The organism is Sporosarcina sp. SAFN-015 (assembly GCF_051966875.1).
Lineage (GTDB): Bacteria > Bacillota > Bacilli > Bacillales_A > Planococcaceae > Sporosarcina.
In genome coordinates this window covers 1-21,110 of record NZ_JBQCKP010000007.1, presented here as the reverse complement: position 1 = coordinate 21,110, position 21,110 = coordinate 1, and the positions used below count along the sequence as shown (strand labels likewise).

The following is a 21,110-nucleotide window of genomic DNA, read 5'->3' as shown; positions in this document are numbered from 1 at the left end:
TGCAAAACAAGGCATAGCTAGTACCTACCGCAACTCATCCCCATAAGGCACAATCTCCTCATTCAACACCTGCAGCCACTCCCGCTTCATCTGCGGACCATATTTCAACGGCTTCGCATCCGGATTTACCTCTTTATACTTATCAAACTGCTTGCTGTCGAGGATTGCTCCGATGTTTGGGATCGTGTCAGATCCAGGTACGTATTGGATGGCGGAAAGGTGAAGCTGGTCTTCATTGACAAACCATGTGTTGGACAAGTTCTCAATTGCACTTTCATAGGCATGTGTAAAATAGCGCCGTTTGACAGCTAGGATATCTTCATCCACATCGATTTTTCCTTCGTCGATATCGTTAAGGATCGTTTCATAAACATCCTTTGCCGCTGCTGGTTTGTTCAATTTGGTAAGCGCTTTTTCAATCTCTCCACGAGTATCCTGGTTGTGCGCTGTATATGTTTCTAGTAGACGGTCGATGTAAGTGGAGTCGATGTCGTAGAGCTTTGTCGTATTGTCTCCATAAAACTCAATCTCAGAGAAATCCGGTTCAGCTTCTCCGCCTTCTCCCTCTTCTTCCATCAAGGAACCCTTTACCGTGTTATAAACGCCTAGGTAGTTTTCCAACGTTTTGACCTGTTCCTGCAACGCTTTGGATGTTCCCATGTCATCATTGTAGTCATCATAGGTTACAAGGGCTTCGTAGGCGTTATTCAATTCCTGGAAGGCTTTCACAAACTCAACGCGCTGCTCCAAAGGTGAATTTTCATCGATTTTTTCTAGGTTGGGAACGACAGTAGTCAATGTTTTATGAGCTGCTTTAAACCGTTTTTTCGACTTGTCGTAGGACGGATAGACGAGTGTAGTTTCTTCTTGGGCCTGTGAATATAATTTGGTTGCATCTTCCACGTTTTTTTCCATTATCGCTGGCTTTCGGAATGTGACAATCAAACCTTTTGTCTTGCCAGGAAAAGTCCGGTTCGTCCTTGAGAAGGCCTGGATCAAGTTTGCGTAACTGAGATTACGATCGACAAATAACGTCTGCACTGTCGGTGCGTCAAAGCCTGTCAACAGCCGGTCTACAACGATGACCAAGTCGACTTGTTTGCCGAACGCTTTGAACTCAGCCCGCTTCCGTGCCAGGCGGTTGTTGATATCGCCATTATAGCGTTCGATGTCTTCAATCGACCAGGCCGTGCCATAGTAGACGTTGTAGTCCTTTATGATTTCCTTCATTTCATCCTGTGACTGCTTTGAATCCTCTTCGTTCTCCTGAAGCGAGTAGGTGATGGCGATACGCGGAAAATCCGGATCGTCCATTGTACGTCCCGTCCGAATCGGATGCCCGGCGAATTCTTTTGTCAGCCAATCGGGATCTGCCGTCATCTTTTTAATGGCATGGTAATAACGCTTCGCCATATCGATGGAGCTTGTCGTCAAGATTGCTGACTTTTGCGGGCGTCCATTTTGAAAGTCGAATTTCGTATAGGCATTATCCGGACGAAAAATCTTGTGTAGCACTTTTTGGATATGATCTTCACTTTCATAGCTTGACGATTCGATATATGTTTCCTTTTCAATCCGCTCCATTTTGTCGATCAGATCATTCAATTCATTGTCAGTAACGCTTGCGTATTTCTCTTTTTGGCGCAGTTGCTCAAAGATATAGTTATCAAGTGATGTTGGTTCGATTGTATCTTCATGCTCCACTTGAAAGCCTAAAACCGAGCCATCTTCCAAGGCGTTCTTAATGGTATATGTGTGTAGCACTTCTCCGTACTGATCATGTGTTGTACGAGCAAGCCGGCCTTTCGCCTGCTTTTTGTTTTGTTCAAATATCGGCGTGCCTGTGAAACCGAACCAAGTGGAATTAGGAAAGAACTTTTTGATAGCTTCCATTCCTTCTGCACTCAGTGCCCGATGGCATTCATCCACGACGAAAACAATATGTTGGCTTATGAGATTCTTGAAGCGCTGCGTCCCCCGCTGTTCTTCCTGTCTTTCCGCATATCGAAGAGCAGCCTCCAACTTCTGACGTGTCGTAATGATCACGGTATTGGAATTGGCACTCGACAGGAGCGTTTCACTCAATTCACGTGAGCTCCCTGTACCGACTATTAAACTATTTGACCTGGCAGTGCCGGATGATATTCCTGTATTGAACTCGGAAGCAAACTTCGTAAATTCACTTGTTGTCTGATTGTCCAGATCTTTGCGGTCGATGAGCATGACAGTGCGGTCTACCCCCGGTTTCCGTGCAAGCAGCTTGGTCGACACGAAACTCGTCAACGTTTTACCTGAGCCCGTTGCATGCCAAACGTATCCCGATTCATGCTTCATCGCTGACGTAAATAATGCTTCGATTGCGTGTATTTGATACGGATGCAAAACCATCAGCACTTTATTGTCTTGATCCTCACTGACAATCGTATAATTCGCAATGAGCCGATGGGCATCCGGTATATTCATTACTTGTTTAACGAATTCATAGAGGTTGTCCACTTTTCGGTTGTCGGTCGTGCGCCAACTAAAGACAAACTTCTTATGCAAGTCCTTCGGCATCGCATTCGCAAAATAACGCGTTGTCTGCTCATTCGAAATGACAAACAGCTGAAGCGTGGAAAAGATGTTATTCCGGAACATCCCTTCTTCTGCATATTTCTTTATCTGATGGAACGCTTGGAATACGCCATCTTTTGCACTCACTTGTTTCAATTCAATCTGAACAATGGGCAGTCCGTTAATCAGCAGGGTGACGTCAAACCGGCGATTTCGTCCATCATCACTGACTTTCTGCTTCGCAATTTGGTGTACAACTTCATACGTCGATATGCCGCCGCCAATGTCCTGGTTTGAGTAGAGAACGAGCGACATCGAACCAAGCGAAACATCTTCCCGCTCAATAGTAATGCGCGCAATACCATTCTCCCCTTTAAGCCACTTGGCCGCGTCAAAAGGAGTTTTCGTTTTTAGCAGCAATTCAGTCTTGATTGTCTCGAATTCTTGGTCAGTCAGCGGTGTTTCGCCGATCTCAGACAAGTTGTTCTGCGTGATCTTCTTACGCAAGTTAATCCACAAGTCCTCTTCCGACTTCAAATCCGGCCGATAGTTCCACTGATTGTGACCTTCGCCAAGAACCTCGATCAGTCGACGTTCCACTTCCAATTCATCTCTATGCTGAATCTTTGTCATGGGGCATCCTCCTTTCCAGACATTCAAACAAACATCTTTTGCAGGAATGCTTTTTTGGTTTGTTGTAGGGCTTCTAGTTCTTTTTCTTGGAGGGCGATTGTTTTATCGATTTTCAATAAAAAACTACCAATTTTAACTTGTTCTTCATAACTAGGGACTAGGAGTTTCAGGGTTGAAAAATCGTGATAACTTATACTTCTGCCATCTCGAATACCATATGTCACTCCTTCTAATTTCTTGATAAAACTATTGCTAGATAAAACATACTTCCAAAAGACAGGATAATGTTTTTCTATATCAATAAAATCCAACACAGTATACGCAGGAGAAGTAATTCCTTCAATATTTGAAAAAGCAAAACCGCCTTGAAAGGAACGCAGATGAATAACGAATTGCCCAGGTGTGACTCTTTTATATGTTATAGTCGATTTCGCATCATAACTTATATTAATCCCTAAGTCCTTCCTGTATACCATTCCCTTTTCTTGCGAAGCTGAAATCACGGGAAGTTCAGGATGGTTTTTTTCTGAAATTGCTTTGAAGATTTTTTTCGCCTTAGTAGATACCCATTCCCCACTAAACCCCGGAAACCGAACTTCTGGCACGTACTTTCCTTCTTTTGGAAACATCTTTTGCAAGAACCCTTGTTTTGTTTGTTTGAGGGCGGTTAGTTCTTGTTTGTGAAGAGAGATGTTTTTATCAATTTGTTTGAACAGCTTGCCGATACTTTGTTGTTCTTTAATAACAGGAAAATGGAACCTTCTTTCCTCCATAGAGGCTTTGGTAATATGAACCATAGTAGTTCCATTCGTTGTTTGCTTTATTCTTTCTTTATCATTTTCTAACCAAGTATACAGGTACTGTTTATCTATATTGGAATCTTCAATTTCTAATTTCCATATATGGTAATGATATATCACACGCTCTTCATTCCAAATTTCCGGGCCAAAACTAGTTGCCCACAGATAAAGCAAGTCTCCCGGATTGGCATATTTATTGTCTTCCAGCTCAAGATCAGAATAATACCATCTGTCATTAGTATTGAAATTCCCAACACGTAATACCCTGTACTTTCCTTTATCAAGTAATTCTTGTTGTTTATATGCGCGACCATTTATAAACTTTACGGAATTCCCCAATTTAGCCTGACCCCATGTATCAGTAAATCCTGGAAATCTAACTTCCGGTTCATTGTTATTTCCCATGATTAAACACCTCTAATGCACCTTTAATCCATTCCTCATTTTCTTTTCCGCATTCCAATAAAGAAATCATTTCAAACAAGCTGGATTCAAGTTCTCCTTTTTCTCTCCTAATGTCTATCAAAGCTTTACCGACTATAGCCATATCAACCGGCTCTTCTTCTTCAAATGTATCGACATAACGCGGGATGTTCAGGTTAAATTCATTCTCTTTAATTTCTTCGAAGCTGGCGAGATGGGCATACTTCTCAACATATTCACGTTTCTTATAGGTTTCGACTATTTTATCAATGTTCTCGTTGGACAACTTATTCTGATTCTTACCCTTTGCGAATTCCTGACTTGCATCAATGAATAATACATCCCGAGTTGTACGATTTTTCTTTAGAATAATAACCGTCGTCGGAATGGATGTACCAAAGAACAGGTTTGCCGGCATACCTATGACCGCGTCGATGCTTCCGTCTTCCAATAATTTCTTTCGGATAACTCCTTCTGCTGCTCCACGGAATAGGACGCCGTGCGGCAAAACAATCGCCATTGTGCCGGAATCTTTCATGTGGTACAGTCCATGTAATAAAAACGCAAAGTCTGCTTTTGATTTCGGTGCCAATCTTCCGTATCGGTTGAAACGGGAGTCATCCAGGAATGTGTCGTCTGATGACCATTTTGCTGAATATGGTGGATTCATGAGTACCGCGTCAAACGTGTACGGCTCGTCAGTTGGCCAGTCTTTATTCAACGTATCCCCATTGCTAAGACGCATGTCCTCTTTATCGACTCCGTGCAGAATAAGGTTCATCTTTGCCAGATTGAATGTCGTCGTGTTCAGTTCCTGTCCGTGATACTTGACGCTTTCAGGATGATTGATGTAGTTCCGGATATTCAGCATGAGCGATCCAGATCCCATTGTCGGGTCATAGACGCTAAACAATTTCTTATCTTCCTGCCCCATTGCAGCAATTCTTGCCATCATGACCGAAACTTCATGAGGGGTGTAGAACTCTCCGGCCTTCTTCCCTGCTTCAGAAGCAAATTGGCTGATAAGGAACTCATACGCATCCCCGATGACATCGCCGCCATGTCCCAATAGATTAATTGGGTTCAGCTTCTTAATGACTTCTGTAATGGTAATGTTACGTTGTTGGGCATCTGCCCCTAGTTTTTTGGAAGTTAAATCGACGTCATCAAACAAGCCCGTGAATTGGTCATATTTTGTAGACAAGTCGATAAACGCTTTATTCAAATCGTTTAGCTGAAACGTGTTTTGTTTTGCTTGGTCGGTAAGGACATTGAATAAGTAAGGTGGCTCGATGTCATATCCCAACGTATCAACCAGTGTTTCAATTAAGTCAGCTTTAACATCTTCATCTGCCAAAAGTTCTGTATATAGTTTTGTCTGCTTTTCAGCAGTATCGTATTCTTCCAGTGGCTCATCCGCGATTTCAACTACTTTCACTAAAAGCCGATCAGATAAGTATTTATAGAAAATTAAGCCCAGTAAATAGTTTTTATACTCGGATGCATCCATTTTGCTGCGCAGATTGTCCGCTGCGCTAAATAATCTAGAATTCAATTCAGCCATTTTCTTTTCCCCGCTATTCAATAGTTATGTAGCATTACTTTTTTCATAAACTTACTGTTTTCCAGTTATGCCTATATCTATCATACCAATGATAGCAAGCAGCGACAATACTGTGGAAGACAGTGTTGGAATTTATTTGGAACGCAAAAAACACTTTCAAAGCTCTAGTTAGAACTTCAAAAGTATTCGATGAATAAATCACTAACCCAATGATCCCGTTCCGACCTAGGAAGTCTTCTGTTGCGTCTTTTATTTCTTGTTTAAAGCGTTCTGTTCTGCACGATATTCTTTTAAACGTCTATAAAATGTCGCTTCGGTTAGAACACTCTTGCCGTCAGCATCGAATCCGTATGCGTCGATAATTTCATTTACAGTTTTAGTACCGTTTGCTTCTGCAAACTCAATAACAGCTTTTCTGTATAGTTGTTTATTAACCTCTTTTCGACCGAATTTCACCCCGTTTGCCTTAGCTTGTTCGATTGCAGGACGTGTACGTTCTTGTATATATGTACCCTCAAGGTTAGCCAAGAGATCAAAAACAGTTAAGAGAACCTTCGTTCCAACTCCTTCATAATCGTCTTTAGATTTTCGGGTATCAATTCCACTTTCAATAACAACTAGGAAAATGCAAGCTTTCGTTAATTGTTCAATTGTGTTAATCACTTGAGAAACTGAACGCCCTAAACGGTCTAACTTATAAACAACTATCGTATCGCCTTTCGTAACATATTCCAGTAATTTCGTTAACTCTGTACGATTAGACTTATCTCCACTAGATTCATTTTCGATAAAGACATTGTCTTGTAGAACTCCGAATGCTTCCAACTCCATCAACTGTTCCGTTAAATCTTGCTTGATCGTTGATAGCCTAGCATAGCCATACAGGTTGCCCGTTTCTTCTGTTTCTGCCAATAACTGAACAGCTTTTGAAATTTCTTTATTTATTTTGATAGACATGTGAAAGTCTCCTATTTAATTTAGCATTAAAAATATCTAGCAAATAAATACTATCAAACACTGCACAGATTTGATAACGGTATAAATTGGATCTGATGGTAAGGAGTTAGTTTATGCTTCTTTTATAGGTGTATAACGTAATCGTCGCGATTACTGCCACGAACCTAACCGTGTTACAGACAGATTATATGGAGAGGGAGAACAAAGAAAATCTACTTGTTATTGATTAACAAGCGTTATGAATAATAATAATATAATAGGTTCTTTTCTTTAATTCCGGAAAAGCCTTCCGGTTTCTCATTTCAATCACGACTCTCAGTGCCTGTATGATAAACAATCGTATTACCTTTTGCTCGAAGGAACTCTTTCGCAACCATGTTAGGATTGTCTATGACAAGAATAAGTGTTACATACATCACGATTTTTTCATCTGCTATGCAGAAGTCAAGGATATTCAGTTTTACATATTGATTTGGGTGTAATTTACAAACTTCTTCCCATTTCATTGTAACTCCCCTTGTTTCATTTCGGATTCTTTAAATTGTTTGTTAATTGATTGAATGGTTATAAGTAGTAATATGCAAACTCCGTTTAGTTGTGGTAAACTGAGCATATAATAAGAAAAGACCAGATGCTGGAACATCTGGTCGATGCAACGGACATACCGCAAGAAGTGCGGTTGACCAGTAAAGTTGATATTTTTGCATAGAAGTAACTTCCCTGCTTACTTGGACGTTAGCGGAGGGTGGTTACTTTTTTCTATTGGTGTATAGAGCAATCATCGCTACAACTGTTGCTGCCGCTGTTGCGAGGAATATTCCAAATTGGAACATCATGTTTATTGCTTCGTATGTCACCACTTAAACACCCCCTTTCCAGGGAGTGTCAACCGCCCATCCGCTATATGTCGTTGCTACTATTAGTCTACCATATTGGCATTTAATTATCGATTGAATAATAAGAATTCTCTTTATGTCTCCTACACGAAATGATGAAGAAAGAGAAAAGAGCAAGAATCATGCCCTTACTCTATGCCTGCTTCCGGGTATTTAACCGTACCCAAAACTTTTCCGGTGTTTTGATTCATTGCATCTAGTCACTTTCAGCTTATCTGCACATCCTTAATAAAGGCATAGTCTCCGGAGCATTTCTGGCATGTTGTTTGAAGTTTTATTGCAAAGGGAGGATTCGATTTGAGTAAGAAACAGGGACGAAAAAAGCAGGTTAAGAAAGAATTGTATATTGCTGAGTATGGTCAGAATGAACATTTCTTTTTCATCGCAGGTTTTACAGAAGGCGGCGTCCCGTACGGCATTACTTGGGAAGAGGCTTTTGCGCACGGATTGGTGGAAGAAGACGCACCTTCCGGAGTCAATGACACTTTACCATTTTAAAGACTTAGCACAGTTCAATGCTCTCCAGACTACCATAATATTAGTAGTAAAGAACCCAAACCGTCATTTGTTTGGGTTCTAAAAAACAAGACCTATTCAGCTATTTTAATCCCCCTAATTTTGCTGCTCACTTCCTTCGGATCATGGGAGACAATAAACGCTTTTGAAAATTGGTGGTAATACTCATCTTCATGGGCTTTCGGAGACAAGATGATCAGTTTTCTTTGCAGTTTGTTAGCATACAGTTCAAATACAGTGGATTTACGTTTTTCATCAAGTGCACTATCAAATTCGTCGAGGACGATAAAGCCGGCTTGGTTTTCGAGGTTTTGCAACAACGATAGTGCAAATAGGAGTGAGCTTAACGACTCTTCACCACCCGATACACCTTTTCCAACCCGACCGCCCCTCGCTTTCAAGCTTACATCCTCAAACTTTCCTCGATGCCCTTCCTTCCGCACATATATGAACAGTTTGAATATAGGCCGTCCTTTTTTATCGGTTACTTTTTCGTACTTAATTTGACCTTCAAATTGGAATTCACCCATATACTCTTGAAAAAGCAAGTTAATCTTGGTCACTTGCATTTGTATTGCTGTTTCCAATCTCTGTTCGTTTATAATAGCACGCTCTTCGTTTTCCTCTAGAAGACTTCTTGCGGATTGCAATTCCTCTTTTTTCCGTTGGAATTCTTGTTCTAACGTTCGGTAATTCTCCACAGCATTCGGGTCGATATCCTTTTCGTTCCGAGCATTCTCAAACTCAACCTTCGCCTGGGTCTTATGCATTTGCAAATCGTATTTAGATACTTCCGTCTGCTCTTCTTGCAACGCTTTCCGTACCAGATCAGGAATCAGCTGTGTTAGTTCAAGCATCTCTTTTTCATAGTCCAAATAACGACCCAATAGGGCATTTTTCTCGTCTTCTTTATCACGTATCTGATTTTCAATTTGCGCCAATACACGCTTTGTAGCTACTAGCTTATCCTCAATATCAGTTTCTTCTCGCTTGTATTTTTGCAAGATGCCTTGTATTTCATTCAAGTTCCTATTTATCGCTTGAATTGACCGCCGGATTGCTTGGACATTTTGGGCCAGCTGTAGTAATTGTTGTTCTTGCTCTTGCAAGCGCTGTATCTTTTCGGATTGTTTTCCAAACTGCTCATACACCAACATATACTCTTCAAGGCTTTTGATCAGTTCCTCTTCTTTGTATTTATCTTTCCAAAGAGCATCCTTCTGATTTTCAAGCTCTGTTTTACGTCTTTCCAATTCTGCATGTTCATCCGCTAAAGAACGCAGTTGATCAAGTCGGTATTGCTGATCTGCTTTCGTGGATAAAAAAGCTTCCGCGTCAATCACTTTTTGCACGTCTGCGTTCCAGACACGATACTGATCATTATCCGTTTCAAACTGCTCTGTCAGCTGTTGAATATCATTCCGAAGCTCATTGATTCGCCGCTCCAGCGTTTGTCTTCTCTCTGTTAGTGCCCTCTTGCTTAGAATATACGTATTTTGCTCTTGAGGCCCTCTACTTCCTATCCGATCTATCAGCAATCCCTTTTGGAGATCCGGGTAATCCGGGTCAAATAATCTCTCCATCCACCAAAGGACGCGTGCCGCTTGATTTTGCTCATGAACAGATAGATTCTCCTGCATCTCCAAGCCATATTGGGGAAGAGTGATAATGGAACGGTCCGGCACCAATTTCTCTAAGGAAACATGATATAAATCATTAATCGGCTTGCAACTTGCTGCTTCATAAAAAACTGTATATTTAATTGCATCGAATAGACGCTCGCTTTCAATTGGAAGGTGATCTTGTAATTTTATAAAATGCCTGAGCGGGTATGCCCGGATCCCATGTTGCTTAAGATGATGAATTGCCTGGGTTTGACGTTCCGACTCAACTCGATTTTGAGTTAACATGGAGAATTCCTCTTCCAGTTTCCTCAACTCTTTTTCCTTGGCAGTCTTCAGATCTTTTGTCATTTCCAATCCTTCAGCTAATCCAATAATGTCCTGTTTCAACTGGTGACTGGATATGTATCTTTCAATCCATTTTTCTGATTGCTTCCTTTTTTCATCCCATTGCTGGACAGCAGCATTTACCTCCGCATACTTTTGGCGATTTACATTAATTCTGCCTGCGACAGCTTTCAAATCCTTTTCGACTTCCTGCTCATCCATTTCCAAGTGCTTTACTTTTTCGTTTGCATTCGTCATCTTCTCTTTCGTCTCAGATTCCGTATAGGGCAGTTTTGCATAGGCATTTTTTAGTTCACTTAATTCATTTTGAAGGGCAGACACTTCTTCTAGTATTTTTTCTTCCTTCTCTTCTTCTAAGGATAATTGTTCCTCGGATAGTTTCAGCTGATTATGCTGCTCTGACTGCCGCGCTTCTGAATCTCTACGCTGTCCCCTCACCCGTTCTAATTCTAACGTGTTATGTTGGACCTCTTCTGCCAATTCTTCCTGCTCGAATTTCCGATCTTCAATGTACTTCTCTGCTTCTTCCATTTCCTTCATAGTCGTTAATTGAAGGTGATGTGTCGTGAACGCATATGATTTTCCGTGTTCGTCCAGCCGCTTTTTATTATTTTCATAGCGGTCTCTCTTATTTCGTGCAATGTCTAACTCCATTTCATTGAATTTCTGTTGGCTAGACGCCGTCTGGTACGCATCTCGAGCTTCTTTCACGACTTCTAAACTCGTTTCCCAATCTTTTTGTATTTGGTCAATCTTATGCATTTCGCTAAAAATGCGGAACCTCTCTTCAGGAGCCATAACCGAAAATTGGTTCACTTCTTGCTGGTACCATATTAAATAGTATAGATCGGGGTGGACTTTATATTTAAATTCCAGTTCCCTTTTATAGGCTGTGAAATTATTTTTCTTCGCGTCTCCTGAGCGGAATGCTTGCCGGAGCTCCAGCTCGTCTATTTCGTCTCCGTCATGAATTTCATAACGCAGCTTTAGAAGCTCATTCGGGGCCTGTTCAATAAGTAAACGAAATTCGATGAAAGGAGGAGCATCCACTCGAGAGATCCCTTCGTTTTTAAATAATAGATGAATTGCCGCTCTCCATGTCTCATCCGTACGGAGATTCTGAGATTTCAACCCTTCAATATCCACTTTACTGGAGCGTAAAACAGCTCCCATGCAAAACGAAATGGTGGATTTCCCTGCCCCATTTGGTCCAGTTATTAAAATGTGTTCATTTGCTTGGTCTAACAACATTTCCTCCGAGCCGTAATCCCGGATCCCCGTAAATTGCAAACGCCATGGGATCAAAGGAACCCCTCCCCTTCATACAAATTATATCTGTTAAAGAATTTCATAACGTCTTCCTTCGATAACTGGCTTGAATGACTGAATTCCACCATTCGATGCAGAAACGAATCCGAAAACATATTTACGCCAATTACCGTTAAACGATAGGCTTCTTCCTGTTCGGACAATTGGTGGGGTTCGACGGCTCCGATTTTCCGTAATGTATCTATCGCCAACTGGATACGCCTACTGCCTTTTTTCACCTCATGTCCAAATGCCTCTAATAATTGGGTGAGTAACGTAAATTCATGTTTTAATACTTCTTGCTGATAAAACATGAACAGTAACACGGCCAACGATTCCTCCGACAAGGTATGGCGCGCTGATCTTGCCGGAACTCGAAGCATAACCACTACTTGATCCCTTTCTTCATCGTAAATAAGGCGATAATATCTTCCGACTGCCTGATTAACACGTGAGAGGAAAGAAAAAAAGTACGCATCATTCCGAGTAACTTCCAATAATTTTTCCACTTCTTTACGGGAGAGACCAAAATTATTCGCCCGGATCGTTGCACTTGAAGAAAATAGAATGGACATAAATGCTTGTTCCTCTCGAGAGGTCAACACACTACGTAGCGTTTGGAGACTGTTTAGTGAAAGGTCTTCATTATTATCGTTTTTGGATGTTGAATTTTCGGTCGTCATCTTCAATCCACTTCCATTCCTTCTCAAATTCAATTACGTCTTGCTTGGCATCCATCTTTACTCTTTTATTAGCCTCAAGTGCTGCAATGCCCAAAAGTTGTCGAATTGCATCTCCCCATGAATCAGAACCCGTTTCAATGATGGCTTCTTCCAAACCTGCTTTCCCCTTCTCCTCTAAATATGTTTCGATTTTCTCAGTGTCAACCGCTGCTTTCGTCATCAGCCAACTAGCGTCCTCCACCAATTTTTCAATGGACTCCCTATCTACTAGTTCTTCCTTGAACTCAATTACAGGTTCTTCGACTATTTCCGAGACTGCCGGCTCATAGTTTTCAAGAAACTCTATCCCTCGTTCAATTTCAGCAGGTGCTAAAGGACTTGCATATTTGACAGGTACCCAAATTCCATCTAGCTCCTCCCCTTCATACTGACCTTGATCCATAAAACTGAATAACTGATGGGCATTCGGGATTTCTGATTCTAGAGGGGGATTGTACATCTTCGTTATGAACATCCGCACTCTTTCTGGCGAAATGGTTGTCTTGAGGGGTGTTTGCTGAACATTCATGAATTGCAGATATTTATTGATCATGCCAATTGAGAGACTTGTCCCTTCCGTCATAGCTGCTGTACCACTTTGCATCAGATGACTCAGCACAAGGCTGTCTTCAATCGTTTCGAATTGCTTAAGACGGTCATCTAACTTTTGATCCAGATCTTCCATTAACGTGTGAATCAACCGCAATTGAGGTAACGCATTGCGCTCAGCCAGAAGCTCCAACTCCCGCTCCTTCAACAAGTCGATGGCATCTCTCACATTGCGGATCATGCTAGCAATGACATTTCCTCCTGAAATGCCTTTATCATCATAGGCTTCACTAATTTCGGCATCACGTCTTGCTTGGAATAAAGAGCGGCCAATATCGTCTTCTAAATAATATGCAAGCGAATCATTGGCCAACCGCGTCAATGCATGCATCATCCTCTTACCTACACTCATCATTTTAATATGGTTGGATTGTTTACTAACCCAGTTATTCGTAGAAAGGATATTGATGATTTGGGCGACTCGTGTCTTAGATGGCGGATCTACGTCATTAAACCTGTCTAGATAGCGATAATATAATGTTTCCGTATTATCGATTGGACCCGAAAGGCCATAAGCTTCTTCGTGAATCAATTCAATAATACGTAAGAAACGAAGCATTTCTAACGGCGTATCGAACACCGCTTCACCTGAAAGATCTTTCATCACTCCAGCTAACGAGATAATATCCCGCATAGCTCGAGCCATTTCGGGTTGTTGATGATCCGCTTGGAAAATTGAGATTATTGGTTGATTACTAATTTCCACTCAGCTGGTCCTCCTAATGTCATTTCCTGTTCTGCTTCATTGCTGCTCTTCACCCAAGCAGAATATTCTTCATGATCGCCAAACACCTTTCCATCAGTGCCTACAAAATGGACTTTCATTCCATCCACGATACTAGCTAATTCCCTTGCGATGACAATGCCAGCAGCATCGTAATCGACCCAGATTATGATTTGCTCGATGGATGAATTTCTACACAATTGTTGAATCATCTTCCTATGTGCCCCTCGAACTTGTCCATCTATCCCTAATACAATTGAAGAAGTTTCCCACAAAAACGTGAGTTCTGTTGCCATTCTCGTCAGAATCGCTCTGTTTTCAACGAGCCAAATGACGTTGGCAGTTGTCCGAAACTCTTCGGCGGAGACTGCAATATCCGTTGTAGCATGCACAACACCGATGGAATACGTGGAGAATTCTCCTGTAACGTTCCCCGTGAAGAAAATCGGCACAATTGAACCTGTACTTACGATTCCGACTTCACTAATCGGCGCCTCAATCCATTTTTCAATACGTGCGATAAATGCTTCTTTATAAGTATCGAATTCTTTCGAGCCTCCGATTCTTCTATAATAGGTGGCTCCGATTTCTTTATATTCCATTCGATTTTGCTGCTTTTTCAATTGAAGGAAGGCAATTAAGAAATGGGTGAACTTATAGATACGCTCTTTGCCCCAACCTTCGCTATCGACTTCTTCAAGGGCAAATCGCTCCATCTCTTGCATTAAATTTTGCGGTAATCTATCCCGTGATGCGTTAATTTCACTAAGTAATTTTTGTGTAAGCAGTCGATCGGCTTCTAAATCTTCTTCGATTTTCCGTCTTTCATACTCATACAACCCTGGCCCCATACGATAATCAATAGACGCCGGCGTTCTCCCATCAGGTTTGAAACGGATTTCCTGAATGAGCCAACCTTTCTGTAAAGCTTCACTTTGTAATTCATCTGATATAGGCAATTTGGTTCTGCGTGATTTTGGTTTCAAACCTAGTTGGACAAGTTCCTTAGCCGGAAACATATCATATTCGGTGGATGCTAGTACATTGCCCAGCGTCTTAAACGTGCGCGCCGTCCATTTTTGAATTTCCCATTCCTGATTGCCAACTGGATGGATAGATTCCCCCGCTTTGCAAATAAATGTTTCCAAAAATTTTCTCACTGTTATCATGTCTATCCTCCTGCTACTAAACTATGTGATGATTTACATTTCTCATAACTGACCGGTTAATAGAAGAGGAAGCCAATCAAAGTAGCATGATTGGCTTCTCACTATTCATTATTCGCTTTGATTAATCTCCAAGTTCTTCAAATTAATAATAAATTGACCGTTCATTAAGAAATCAAGACCTAGGAGGCCATTTATCCCCCACTCATGCAGGTCACCAAAATCTAATTTTATCTCTTTTATTTCATGAGAACCAAGTTTTATGAGATCCACAGGCTTCCGAAACGAATATTCTTCACCACCAATACCATAGGAGCTCACTAAGGGGTCTCCATTCTCAAAGAAAATACCTAGATCTTCAACAATATCTGAAGATCAATGTATGAGCTACTCCCGTGTCAACAACAAGCCTGTCCAATATTTTGGTCTTCCCTTTGTAAGAAATAATCATCTCTACCTCAAGTAACCGGTTTACAACTTCCAGCTTCATAGTCTCAATCCTCTTAAGCCGGTCGGATTTCTTAATTCAATCATAATTTTTTCAGTGCCTGTATGATAAACAAGCGTATTACCTTTTGCTCGAAGCAATTCTTTCGTAGCCGTTTTAGGGTTTTCAATGACATTTATTAATGCTACATCTGTCACGATTTTTTTGTCGTCTTCTACATGAAAGTCAAGGATATTAAGTTTTACGTATTGATTTGGGTATAATTTACGAACTTCTTCCCATTTCATTTGTAAAGCCCTCCTTGTTCAGTGTCTTACCTTTATTTTAGCATATTCCATGGTATGTCTATAATGAATCATGCATAAAATTTCCGATTTATTGCTAAACAAAATAGAACACAGGTGAGACTTCGAAATCCTGAATTATTTTCCGATAATCATCACTCCATATCCTCAAACGCCTCCGGATAATCAACCGTACCAAAAACCTCCCCAGTACTCTGATCCACCGTATCAATCGACACATTCAACTTCCCTTCATCCACACCTTCAAACAACTGATAAAACATCCCGGACATTGCAAGGCCAAGTGCTGCGAATCCATCAAAGCTGTTTTCAAACGCTTCCTTGTCGACTTCTAGTGTGAACTTGGAAAAGTCTTTGTTGTGATCGATGTCCTTGATGGAAGCAAAGTCTTCATCATTGATCAGTTCATCCACATACTCCGTAACGTTTGCTTTCATTTCTTCCATCATTTCTTTATGCTTCGCTTTTGTCATTTTGTATGTGACGGATCCGTCGTCGTTTTTCTTGACGTCTTTGATGCCGTCTTCTTTTGCTTCAGCTACGACGGTGTCGATGTCTTCGCCTTCCATGAAGGAAGCTGGGATTGTTACTTCTACGTTCAGTAGCCCTTTATCAACTGCTACTGCTCCGCTTGTTTCTTCGGTCTTCTGATTTTCTTGCTTATTGTTATTCTCTTTTTCGTTAGCTTCGTCCTTCGATGAACAAGCCGCTAAGATGAGTAAAGACAACAACAGGAATGCCAACAGTTTTTTCTTCATTATTTTCATCTCCATTTATTTACTGTACTAAAAAGAACACCGGCGATCCTTCGCTTGAATCATATGAAATCTTGAAGTCATCTTCAACTTTCACTTGATTCATAATATACCCTTCCGCTGTGCCGCCATTGTAAAGTTCCTTTGATAATTCGTTTGGAATGACAGCGCTCGCCCAATCATAGACTTCCCCATCATTCGATACGAAGTTGAAATTCATGCTGGAGAAGAACAGGCTATCGTCTTCCGTTTCGGATTCTTTTAGGAACCCTTTCACTTTCACCATTGCGTATTCGAAGCCTTCTGCTGCTGGTTCATTGAACATATTTTCTTTTTCAATGATCGCCCATGCTTCTTCGCCGCGGATTGTTTCAAGCAGGGTGATCTCGACAAGTGAATCATACGAATTGAAGCTGTCATCGTAGATGTTCTCTTTCACCGTAATCGTATCTCCAAAAGGCAATGGGTTAGAGCGCGTTCCTATTGGCTTTTCTTTCTCTTCGACCTCTTCTTCTGCCACTTCAGTTGCATCATCCTCCACATCCGCCGCCACGTCACTATTGGACTTCACTTCACGGCTATTTTTTTCATCGATATCCCCGCAGGCTGCTAGTAGAACGATCATGAACATGCTGCACATCATCATTATTTTTTTCATTTGAAACCCTCCTTGTTTGTGTACTTTTTCATTGTAAGTTCCCGAAAAAAATAACCTTTGCGGATATCCACAAAGGTTACTCATATTGTTCGTATACTTTTTTGGCTTCTTCTTTCATTCTCAATACGAGTTCTGCAGGATGGATGACTTTGACGTCGCCGCCCCACCGGAAGAGCCAACGGAGGAGGCCTTCACTCATTGCAACTTGCGCCTTCAATAGAAAGGTTCCGTCCTGCTGGTCTTGTATATTGGCATCCACTCCGAAACGGTCGATGACAATGTTGATGAGCGGATTGGCGAACTTCGCTTCCAATGAAATCATTTCGCCGCCAAACATATGGAACATCTTGCTTGTGTACTCGTGAAGATTGAAATAAGGGTCGGGGACGAACTGCTCTTCCTGCATACGGACATTCCGCATACGGTCGAGTCGGTATTGCCTTATTTCATCTTCCCGCTTGAAATGCGCAACGAGATAATAGCGATCATTGTTCCAGACGAGGGCAAGCGGTTCGACGAGATAGTCCTGTCCTTCATTGCTCAAATTGAATGTAAGGTCTGTTCCGTAACGGCCGTATTGAAAAGCGACGACTCGTTTGACATGGATGGCTTCATGCAAGAGCTGGACCGTCGCTACAATTTCGCCTGCCTCTTTTGCTGACGGTTCTGCTATATGCAACTCATTCGTCAATTGCTTCGCCAATCTTCTGCTAGTCAGCTTGCGGATTTTCATAAGGAGCCGGTCTGTTTCCTGTTTGGAAATGAATTTTGCGGCACTGATCGCATCCATGAGTAGGCGAAGTTCGTGGATTTCAAATGGCCTGCCGTCATAATAATAGTGTTTCGGCAGTCCAATTTTCTCTTGGACTGCTGTCACCGGGAATACGATTGAATCTTCGAGCGCAGTCACATCATCCCGCACAGCCCCGATACCCACTTGCAAATCCTCGGGGAAACGGCTATGTATGTCATGAATTGACAGCATTTCATCTTCGTCGGAAAATGCTTCTAAGATGCAGATCACTTCGAGGAGTCGTTCTCTTGCGTTTAACGAATTCCGGGTCATTGTGATTATCCTTTCCGGTTTTGGACTTTGTTTCATTATACATATTTCTATAGTTCACTGTTTTATTTAGTTAACTCAATATTCATATAACTTCCAAGTGTTTGTGGTAAACTAAACATATAATAAGAAAAGACCGGATGCGCGAACATCCAGCCACATAACGCAACTAACATACCGCAAGAAGAGCGGTTGACCAGTAGCGAGATAAAAGTGTTACAAGAGGTAATCACCCTATCTACTAGGCCATAGCGAAGGGTGGTTACTTCTTTTTATTGGTATATAAAAACGCATAACGTTCCGCTTCATCATCTGTGACGCCCACTTCCATAAGCGCATGCTTGAATCCACCAGCACCCGAGTTGGCTCCTATAACTGCCCCTCCAATCTTTGAATTATTAACGGAATAGTAGTATAATTAGGGTGAACTGTAAAATCTTCGGTGGTGGGCGAATTGATTGAAACAGAAAAGACGGTCAAAACAAAGTTGATTTTCCATATGATCATCTCTGTCATAGGTTTCGTCAGCATTGTCTTACATATCGTTTATTCTCCTGCTCCTTGGATCTCTATGACAAAATTTACAATCCAATCAAACCTTATTGTATCCGCAACATTTTTACTGAGCGTGTTCGCCATGATATCGAGAAAGTCATTGAGTCCCGTATTGGAATTCTTGAAGAATTGCTCGGTTATTTACATGTTTATCGTCATTGCTACGTATCATTTCCTTCTTGCAAGTGGCGGTGAATATGCTGGGATTCGGATCATCACGAACTTTACACTTCATTACTTACTGCCAATTTTTGTTTTTACGAATTGGATCGTTTTTGAAACGAAGAAAAAGTATAGCTATAAGCATATCTTTTATTGGATGGTCTTCCCTTTGCTTTATTCTGTTGTTTCGTTGCTGCGTGGATTGATTGATGGTTTTTATCCTTACTTCTTTTTGAATCCTCATGGAGAAATTCCAGTAGGTGTTGGCAGCTATTCAAATGTTGCCTTATTCATAACTGCTTATTTATTTATCTATGTGATTTTGGGCTTTTTATTGATTCTATTAAATAGGATCTTTTTAAGCTTCAGACCAAGTACGCGAATATCTTCACAATAACAGCATAAGGAAAACCAGCCAAAGATATGGCTGGTATTTTCATTTATTTAACTCCAATCCGCCATCACTCTCTCGGATGGACAAACACTAGGATTTTACCTTCCTCAGCATCTTTCGCATAGCGTTCCGCTTCCTCATCTGTAACTCCCACTTCCATAAGCGCATGCTTGAATCCACCAGCACCCGAGTTGGCACCTATGACTGCCCCTCCAATTGTTGTCAGGATAGGGCCTGCTGCCAACACGGCGCCAAATCCGGGAATCAATATTGTGGATAACCCTGCGATTACTCCCGCTAAGCCAATCGCTCCTCCCGTTGCGGCTCCTGCGATGGCTCCGTCTCTCGTCGAGGGCTTTATTTCCTCTGCGATTTCAGGCAGCTCTTTTGTGTTTTTAGCAATGACTGAAATTTCTTCAGTTGTATAGCCTTTCTTTTTTAAATCCTCTACAACTTCGACCACTTGTTGTTCATTGTCGTATACGCCAATAATATGATTTTTCAATTTTAGTAACCTCCCAATTATATATATTCTCTACCCGCTATTTTATTTTTATAGACATGGTTATCTTTAGACATATTTACTTTATATGTTCATCTAATTGGCATTATTGCAAAGGCTGTGAGATGGTTAATTGATCAATAAAATGCCTATGACCAAACCCTTGTCCTCGGCTTGGTCATAGGCATTTTTCAATTCAACTTCATCTTCATTCCTTCATGGGTAGCCTGAAATCCTAACCGTTCGTAAAAGCGGATGGCGTCCTCCCGTGTTTTATCGGTCGTGAGCTGAACGAGGTGGCAGCCACGCTGTTCGGCTCGTTGGATTGCCCAGTTGATGAGCTCTGTTCCGATTCCTTTTCCTCGTACAGTTGAACAGGTCCTTACCCCCTCTATCGTTGCACGCCATCCACCTTGACGGGTCAAGTGCGGGGTGAAGGTGATTTGTTGGACGCCGACGACTTCATCTCCGAGACAGGCAACGACTAGTTCGTTGTTGGGATCTGCATCAATCGCCCGAAACGCTTCATGGTACACATCCGGTAATGGCAGTACGAATTGTTCCCGTGTAGCGCCTAGCTTATCATCCGCTAGCATTTCCACGATTCGTTCCAAATCTTGTTCTGTCGCTATACGAAATATCACTTCATTCGCCAATTGTATAGCCTCCTATTTTCATCTTGCTTACAGGGATTTGCTCAAAATTTCTCCAGGCAACCCTCCGATTTCACAGACCTTTTCCGATGTAAATCCATACTTGAGAAGGATTTTTCTTGATGGGATATTTTCCGGGTCGATAATAGCTGTGAGGCGGCTTACATTTGTCTGCTTTGCCAATTCAATTAGTTCAGCTGCAATGAGGGTGCCATATCCTTTGTTCCAGTAGGCTGGCAGTAGCATGTATCCGATTTCTGCTTCATCCGGATTATCTTCATTTACGGTAATATGTCCAAGCCCTATATAATCCTTGTCAATCACTTTGTAGGAGCCAAACAACTCGTGTTTGCCGTTGCGTTCTAGCAGTTTTTGATAGTTCCCTTCCGCTTCATCCAATGGAATTGCCCGCTCCGTGATTTGTGCCATGACGGATTCATCGGATACTAAGTTGAAATACTTCTCGAAATCGTCCTTCATGAACTTTGCCAACTTCAATTTTTTCATTCCTTCAACCTGCCTTGTGATTGCATATCAATCCAAACTTATATTTCTACTTTCTTTACTTCTTTCGTTAATAAGAGTTGAAATCCTTCATTTCCCTTTAAAATAATTTAGCAGGTGCCTGTGCAGCGCACATTTATGACAAGTCATTAAAAAGTATATATATACGCGAAGAAGCCAACCGGCGATTGTTCGCACTGACCTAAGAAAATGAGACAAATAAAAACACCTTACGTTGAAAAACGGGTATTGAACCTTAATACATCAACG

20 protein-coding genes are annotated in these 21,110 nt (G+C 41.5%); 2 read left to right on the top strand and 18 right to left on the bottom strand.

Translation table 11 applies throughout. The features are described 5' to 3' along the window. Window positions 1–24: 24 nt before the first annotated feature. From ACTHPA_RS12820 to ACTHPA_RS12795, 6 genes are all read right to left on the bottom strand, one after another. Complete coding sequence (locus ACTHPA_RS12820) at window positions 25–3,186, bottom strand: type I restriction endonuclease subunit R (RefSeq protein ID WP_440500730.1); 3,162 nt, start codon at window positions 3,184–3,186, stop codon at window positions 25–27. Window positions 3,187–3,209: 23 nt separating this feature from the next. Next, a complete protein-coding gene (locus tag ACTHPA_RS12815) occupies window positions 3,210–4,391 on the bottom strand; it encodes a restriction endonuclease subunit S (RefSeq protein ID WP_440500729.1) in 1,182 nt (393 codons plus the stop codon). Next, window positions 4,381–5,973, bottom strand: coding sequence for a type I restriction-modification system subunit M (locus ACTHPA_RS12810; RefSeq protein ID WP_440500728.1), 1,593 nt, complete (start codon window positions 5,971–5,973; stop codon window positions 4,381–4,383). The genes ACTHPA_RS12815 and ACTHPA_RS12810 overlap by 11 nt, the downstream gene beginning before the upstream one ends. 249 nt (window positions 5,974–6,222) lie before the next feature. Next, window positions 6,223–6,930 (bottom strand): recombinase family protein, encoded by a 708-nt coding sequence (locus ACTHPA_RS12805; RefSeq protein WP_440500727.1) that lies wholly within the window; start codon window positions 6,928–6,930, stop codon window positions 6,223–6,225. Between the two features lie 302 nt (window positions 6,931–7,232). Continuing rightward, window positions 7,233–7,436 (bottom strand): hypothetical protein, encoded by a 204-nt coding sequence (locus ACTHPA_RS12800; protein WP_440500726.1) that lies wholly within the window; start codon window positions 7,434–7,436, stop codon window positions 7,233–7,235. Window positions 7,437–7,679: 243 nt separating this feature from the next. Then, entirely contained in the window at window positions 7,680–7,790 is a 111-nt protein-coding gene (locus ACTHPA_RS12795; protein ID WP_336822731.1) for a putative holin-like toxin, read from the bottom strand. A 333-nt stretch (window positions 7,791–8,123) separates the two neighbouring features. Between ACTHPA_RS12795 and ACTHPA_RS12790 the strand changes: the two genes are divergently transcribed. Beyond that, the gene (locus ACTHPA_RS12790) at window positions 8,124–8,324 is read left to right on the top strand and encodes a hypothetical protein (RefSeq protein ID WP_440500725.1); all 201 of its coding nucleotides are present in this window, start codon (window positions 8,124–8,126) and stop codon (window positions 8,322–8,324) included. Between the two features lie 92 nt (window positions 8,325–8,416). On the opposite strand, the gene ACTHPA_RS12785 is transcribed toward ACTHPA_RS12790, so the two are convergent. The 9 genes from ACTHPA_RS12785 to ACTHPA_RS12745 form a co-directional block, all read right to left on the bottom strand. Beyond that, window positions 8,417–11,617 (bottom strand): hypothetical protein, encoded by a 3,201-nt coding sequence (locus tag ACTHPA_RS12785; RefSeq protein ID WP_440500724.1) that lies wholly within the window; start codon window positions 11,615–11,617, stop codon window positions 8,417–8,419. Beyond that, window positions 11,614–12,303, bottom strand: coding sequence for a hypothetical protein (locus ACTHPA_RS12780; protein ID WP_440500723.1), 690 nt, complete (start codon window positions 12,301–12,303; stop codon window positions 11,614–11,616). The genes ACTHPA_RS12785 and ACTHPA_RS12780 overlap by 4 nt, the downstream gene beginning before the upstream one ends. Next, on the bottom strand, window positions 12,269–13,657 hold the full coding sequence (locus ACTHPA_RS12775) for a hypothetical protein (RefSeq protein WP_440500722.1): 1,389 nt from the start codon (window positions 13,655–13,657) through the stop codon (window positions 12,269–12,271). The genes ACTHPA_RS12780 and ACTHPA_RS12775 overlap by 35 nt, the downstream gene beginning before the upstream one ends. Further along, on the bottom strand, window positions 13,633–14,844 hold the full coding sequence (locus tag ACTHPA_RS12770; RefSeq protein ID WP_440500721.1) for a hypothetical protein: 1,212 nt from the start codon (window positions 14,842–14,844) through the stop codon (window positions 13,633–13,635). Before ACTHPA_RS12770 ends, ACTHPA_RS12775 begins: the two co-directional genes overlap by 25 nt. A 108-nt stretch (window positions 14,845–14,952) precedes the next feature. Then, the gene (locus tag ACTHPA_RS12765; RefSeq protein ID WP_440500719.1) at window positions 14,953–15,162 is read right to left on the bottom strand and encodes a hypothetical protein; all 210 of its coding nucleotides are present in this window, start codon (window positions 15,160–15,162) and stop codon (window positions 14,953–14,955) included. Window positions 15,163–15,327: 165 nt separating this feature from the next. Further along, a complete protein-coding gene (locus tag ACTHPA_RS12760; RefSeq protein WP_440500718.1) occupies window positions 15,328–15,576 on the bottom strand; it encodes a hypothetical protein in 249 nt (82 codons plus the stop codon). Between the two features lie 152 nt (window positions 15,577–15,728). Continuing rightward, complete coding sequence (locus ACTHPA_RS12755; RefSeq protein ID WP_440500717.1) at window positions 15,729–16,352, bottom strand: hypothetical protein; 624 nt, start codon at window positions 16,350–16,352, stop codon at window positions 15,729–15,731. A 19-nt stretch (window positions 16,353–16,371) separates the two neighbouring features. After that, a complete protein-coding gene (locus tag ACTHPA_RS12750) occupies window positions 16,372–17,007 on the bottom strand; it encodes a hypothetical protein (protein ID WP_440500715.1) in 636 nt (211 codons plus the stop codon). A 76-nt stretch (window positions 17,008–17,083) separates the two neighbouring features. After that, window positions 17,084–18,073: a helix-turn-helix transcriptional regulator gene (locus tag ACTHPA_RS12745; protein WP_440500714.1), complete on the bottom strand. Its 990-nt coding sequence runs from the start codon at window positions 18,071–18,073 to the stop codon at window positions 17,084–17,086. Between the two features lie 451 nt (window positions 18,074–18,524). Here ACTHPA_RS12745 and ACTHPA_RS12740 point away from each other — a divergent pair, with 451 nt between their 5' ends. Next, window positions 18,525–19,184 (top strand): Pr6Pr family membrane protein, encoded by a 660-nt coding sequence (locus ACTHPA_RS12740; protein WP_440500713.1) that lies wholly within the window; start codon window positions 18,525–18,527, stop codon window positions 19,182–19,184. A gap of 64 nt (window positions 19,185–19,248) precedes the next feature. Here ACTHPA_RS12740 and ACTHPA_RS12735 read toward each other — a convergent pair whose 3' ends face one another. The 3 genes from ACTHPA_RS12735 to ACTHPA_RS12725 form a co-directional block, all read right to left on the bottom strand. Continuing rightward, complete coding sequence (locus tag ACTHPA_RS12735) at window positions 19,249–19,686, bottom strand: general stress protein (RefSeq protein ID WP_440500712.1); 438 nt, start codon at window positions 19,684–19,686, stop codon at window positions 19,249–19,251. Window positions 19,687–19,874: 188 nt separating this feature from the next. Further along, the gene (locus tag ACTHPA_RS12730; protein WP_440500711.1) at window positions 19,875–20,339 is read right to left on the bottom strand and encodes an N-acetyltransferase family protein; all 465 of its coding nucleotides are present in this window, start codon (window positions 20,337–20,339) and stop codon (window positions 19,875–19,877) included. A gap of 27 nt (window positions 20,340–20,366) precedes the next feature. Further along, entirely contained in the window at window positions 20,367–20,843 is a 477-nt protein-coding gene (locus ACTHPA_RS12725; RefSeq protein WP_440500709.1) for a GNAT family N-acetyltransferase, read from the bottom strand. Window positions 20,844–21,110 lie beyond the last annotated feature (267 nt).

Bases quoted from the DNA above. Each gene is read 5' to 3' on its own strand.
- ACTHPA_RS12820 (WP_440500730.1), bottom strand. From the start codon at position 3,186: ATGACAAAGATTCAGCATAGAGATGAATTGGAAGTGGAACGTCGACTG.
- ACTHPA_RS12815 (WP_440500729.1), bottom strand. From the start codon at position 4,391: ATGGGAAATAACAATGAACCGGAAGTTAGATTTCCAGGATTTACTGAT.
- ACTHPA_RS12810 (WP_440500728.1), bottom strand. From the start codon at position 5,973: ATGGCTGAATTGAATTCTAGATTATTTAGCGCAGCGGACAATCTGCGC.
- ACTHPA_RS12805 (WP_440500727.1), bottom strand. From the start codon at position 6,930: ATGTCTATCAAAATAAATAAAGAAATTTCAAAAGCTGTTCAGTTATTG.
- ACTHPA_RS12800 (WP_440500726.1), bottom strand. From the start codon at position 7,436: ATGAAATGGGAAGAAGTTTGTAAATTACACCCAAATCAATATGTAAAA.
- ACTHPA_RS12780 (WP_440500723.1), bottom strand. From the start codon at position 12,303: ATGACGACCGAAAATTCAACATCCAAAAACGATAATAATGAAGACCTT.
- ACTHPA_RS12770 (WP_440500721.1), bottom strand. From the start codon at position 14,844: ATGATAACAGTGAGAAAATTTTTGGAAACATTTATTTGCAAAGCGGGG.
- ACTHPA_RS12760 (WP_440500718.1), bottom strand. From the start codon at position 15,576: ATGAAATGGGAAGAAGTTCGTAAATTATACCCAAATCAATACGTAAAA.
- ACTHPA_RS12755 (WP_440500717.1), bottom strand. From the start codon at position 16,352: ATGAAGAAAAAACTGTTGGCATTCCTGTTGTTGTCTTTACTCATCTTA.
- ACTHPA_RS12750 (WP_440500715.1), bottom strand. From the start codon at position 17,007: ATGAAAAAAATAATGATGATGTGCAGCATGTTCATGATCGTTCTACTA.
- ACTHPA_RS12745 (WP_440500714.1), bottom strand. From the start codon at position 18,073: ATGACCCGGAATTCGTTAAACGCAAGAGAACGACTCCTCGAAGTGATC.
- ACTHPA_RS12725 (WP_440500709.1), bottom strand. From the start codon at position 20,843: ATGAAAAAATTGAAGTTGGCAAAGTTCATGAAGGACGATTTCGAGAAG.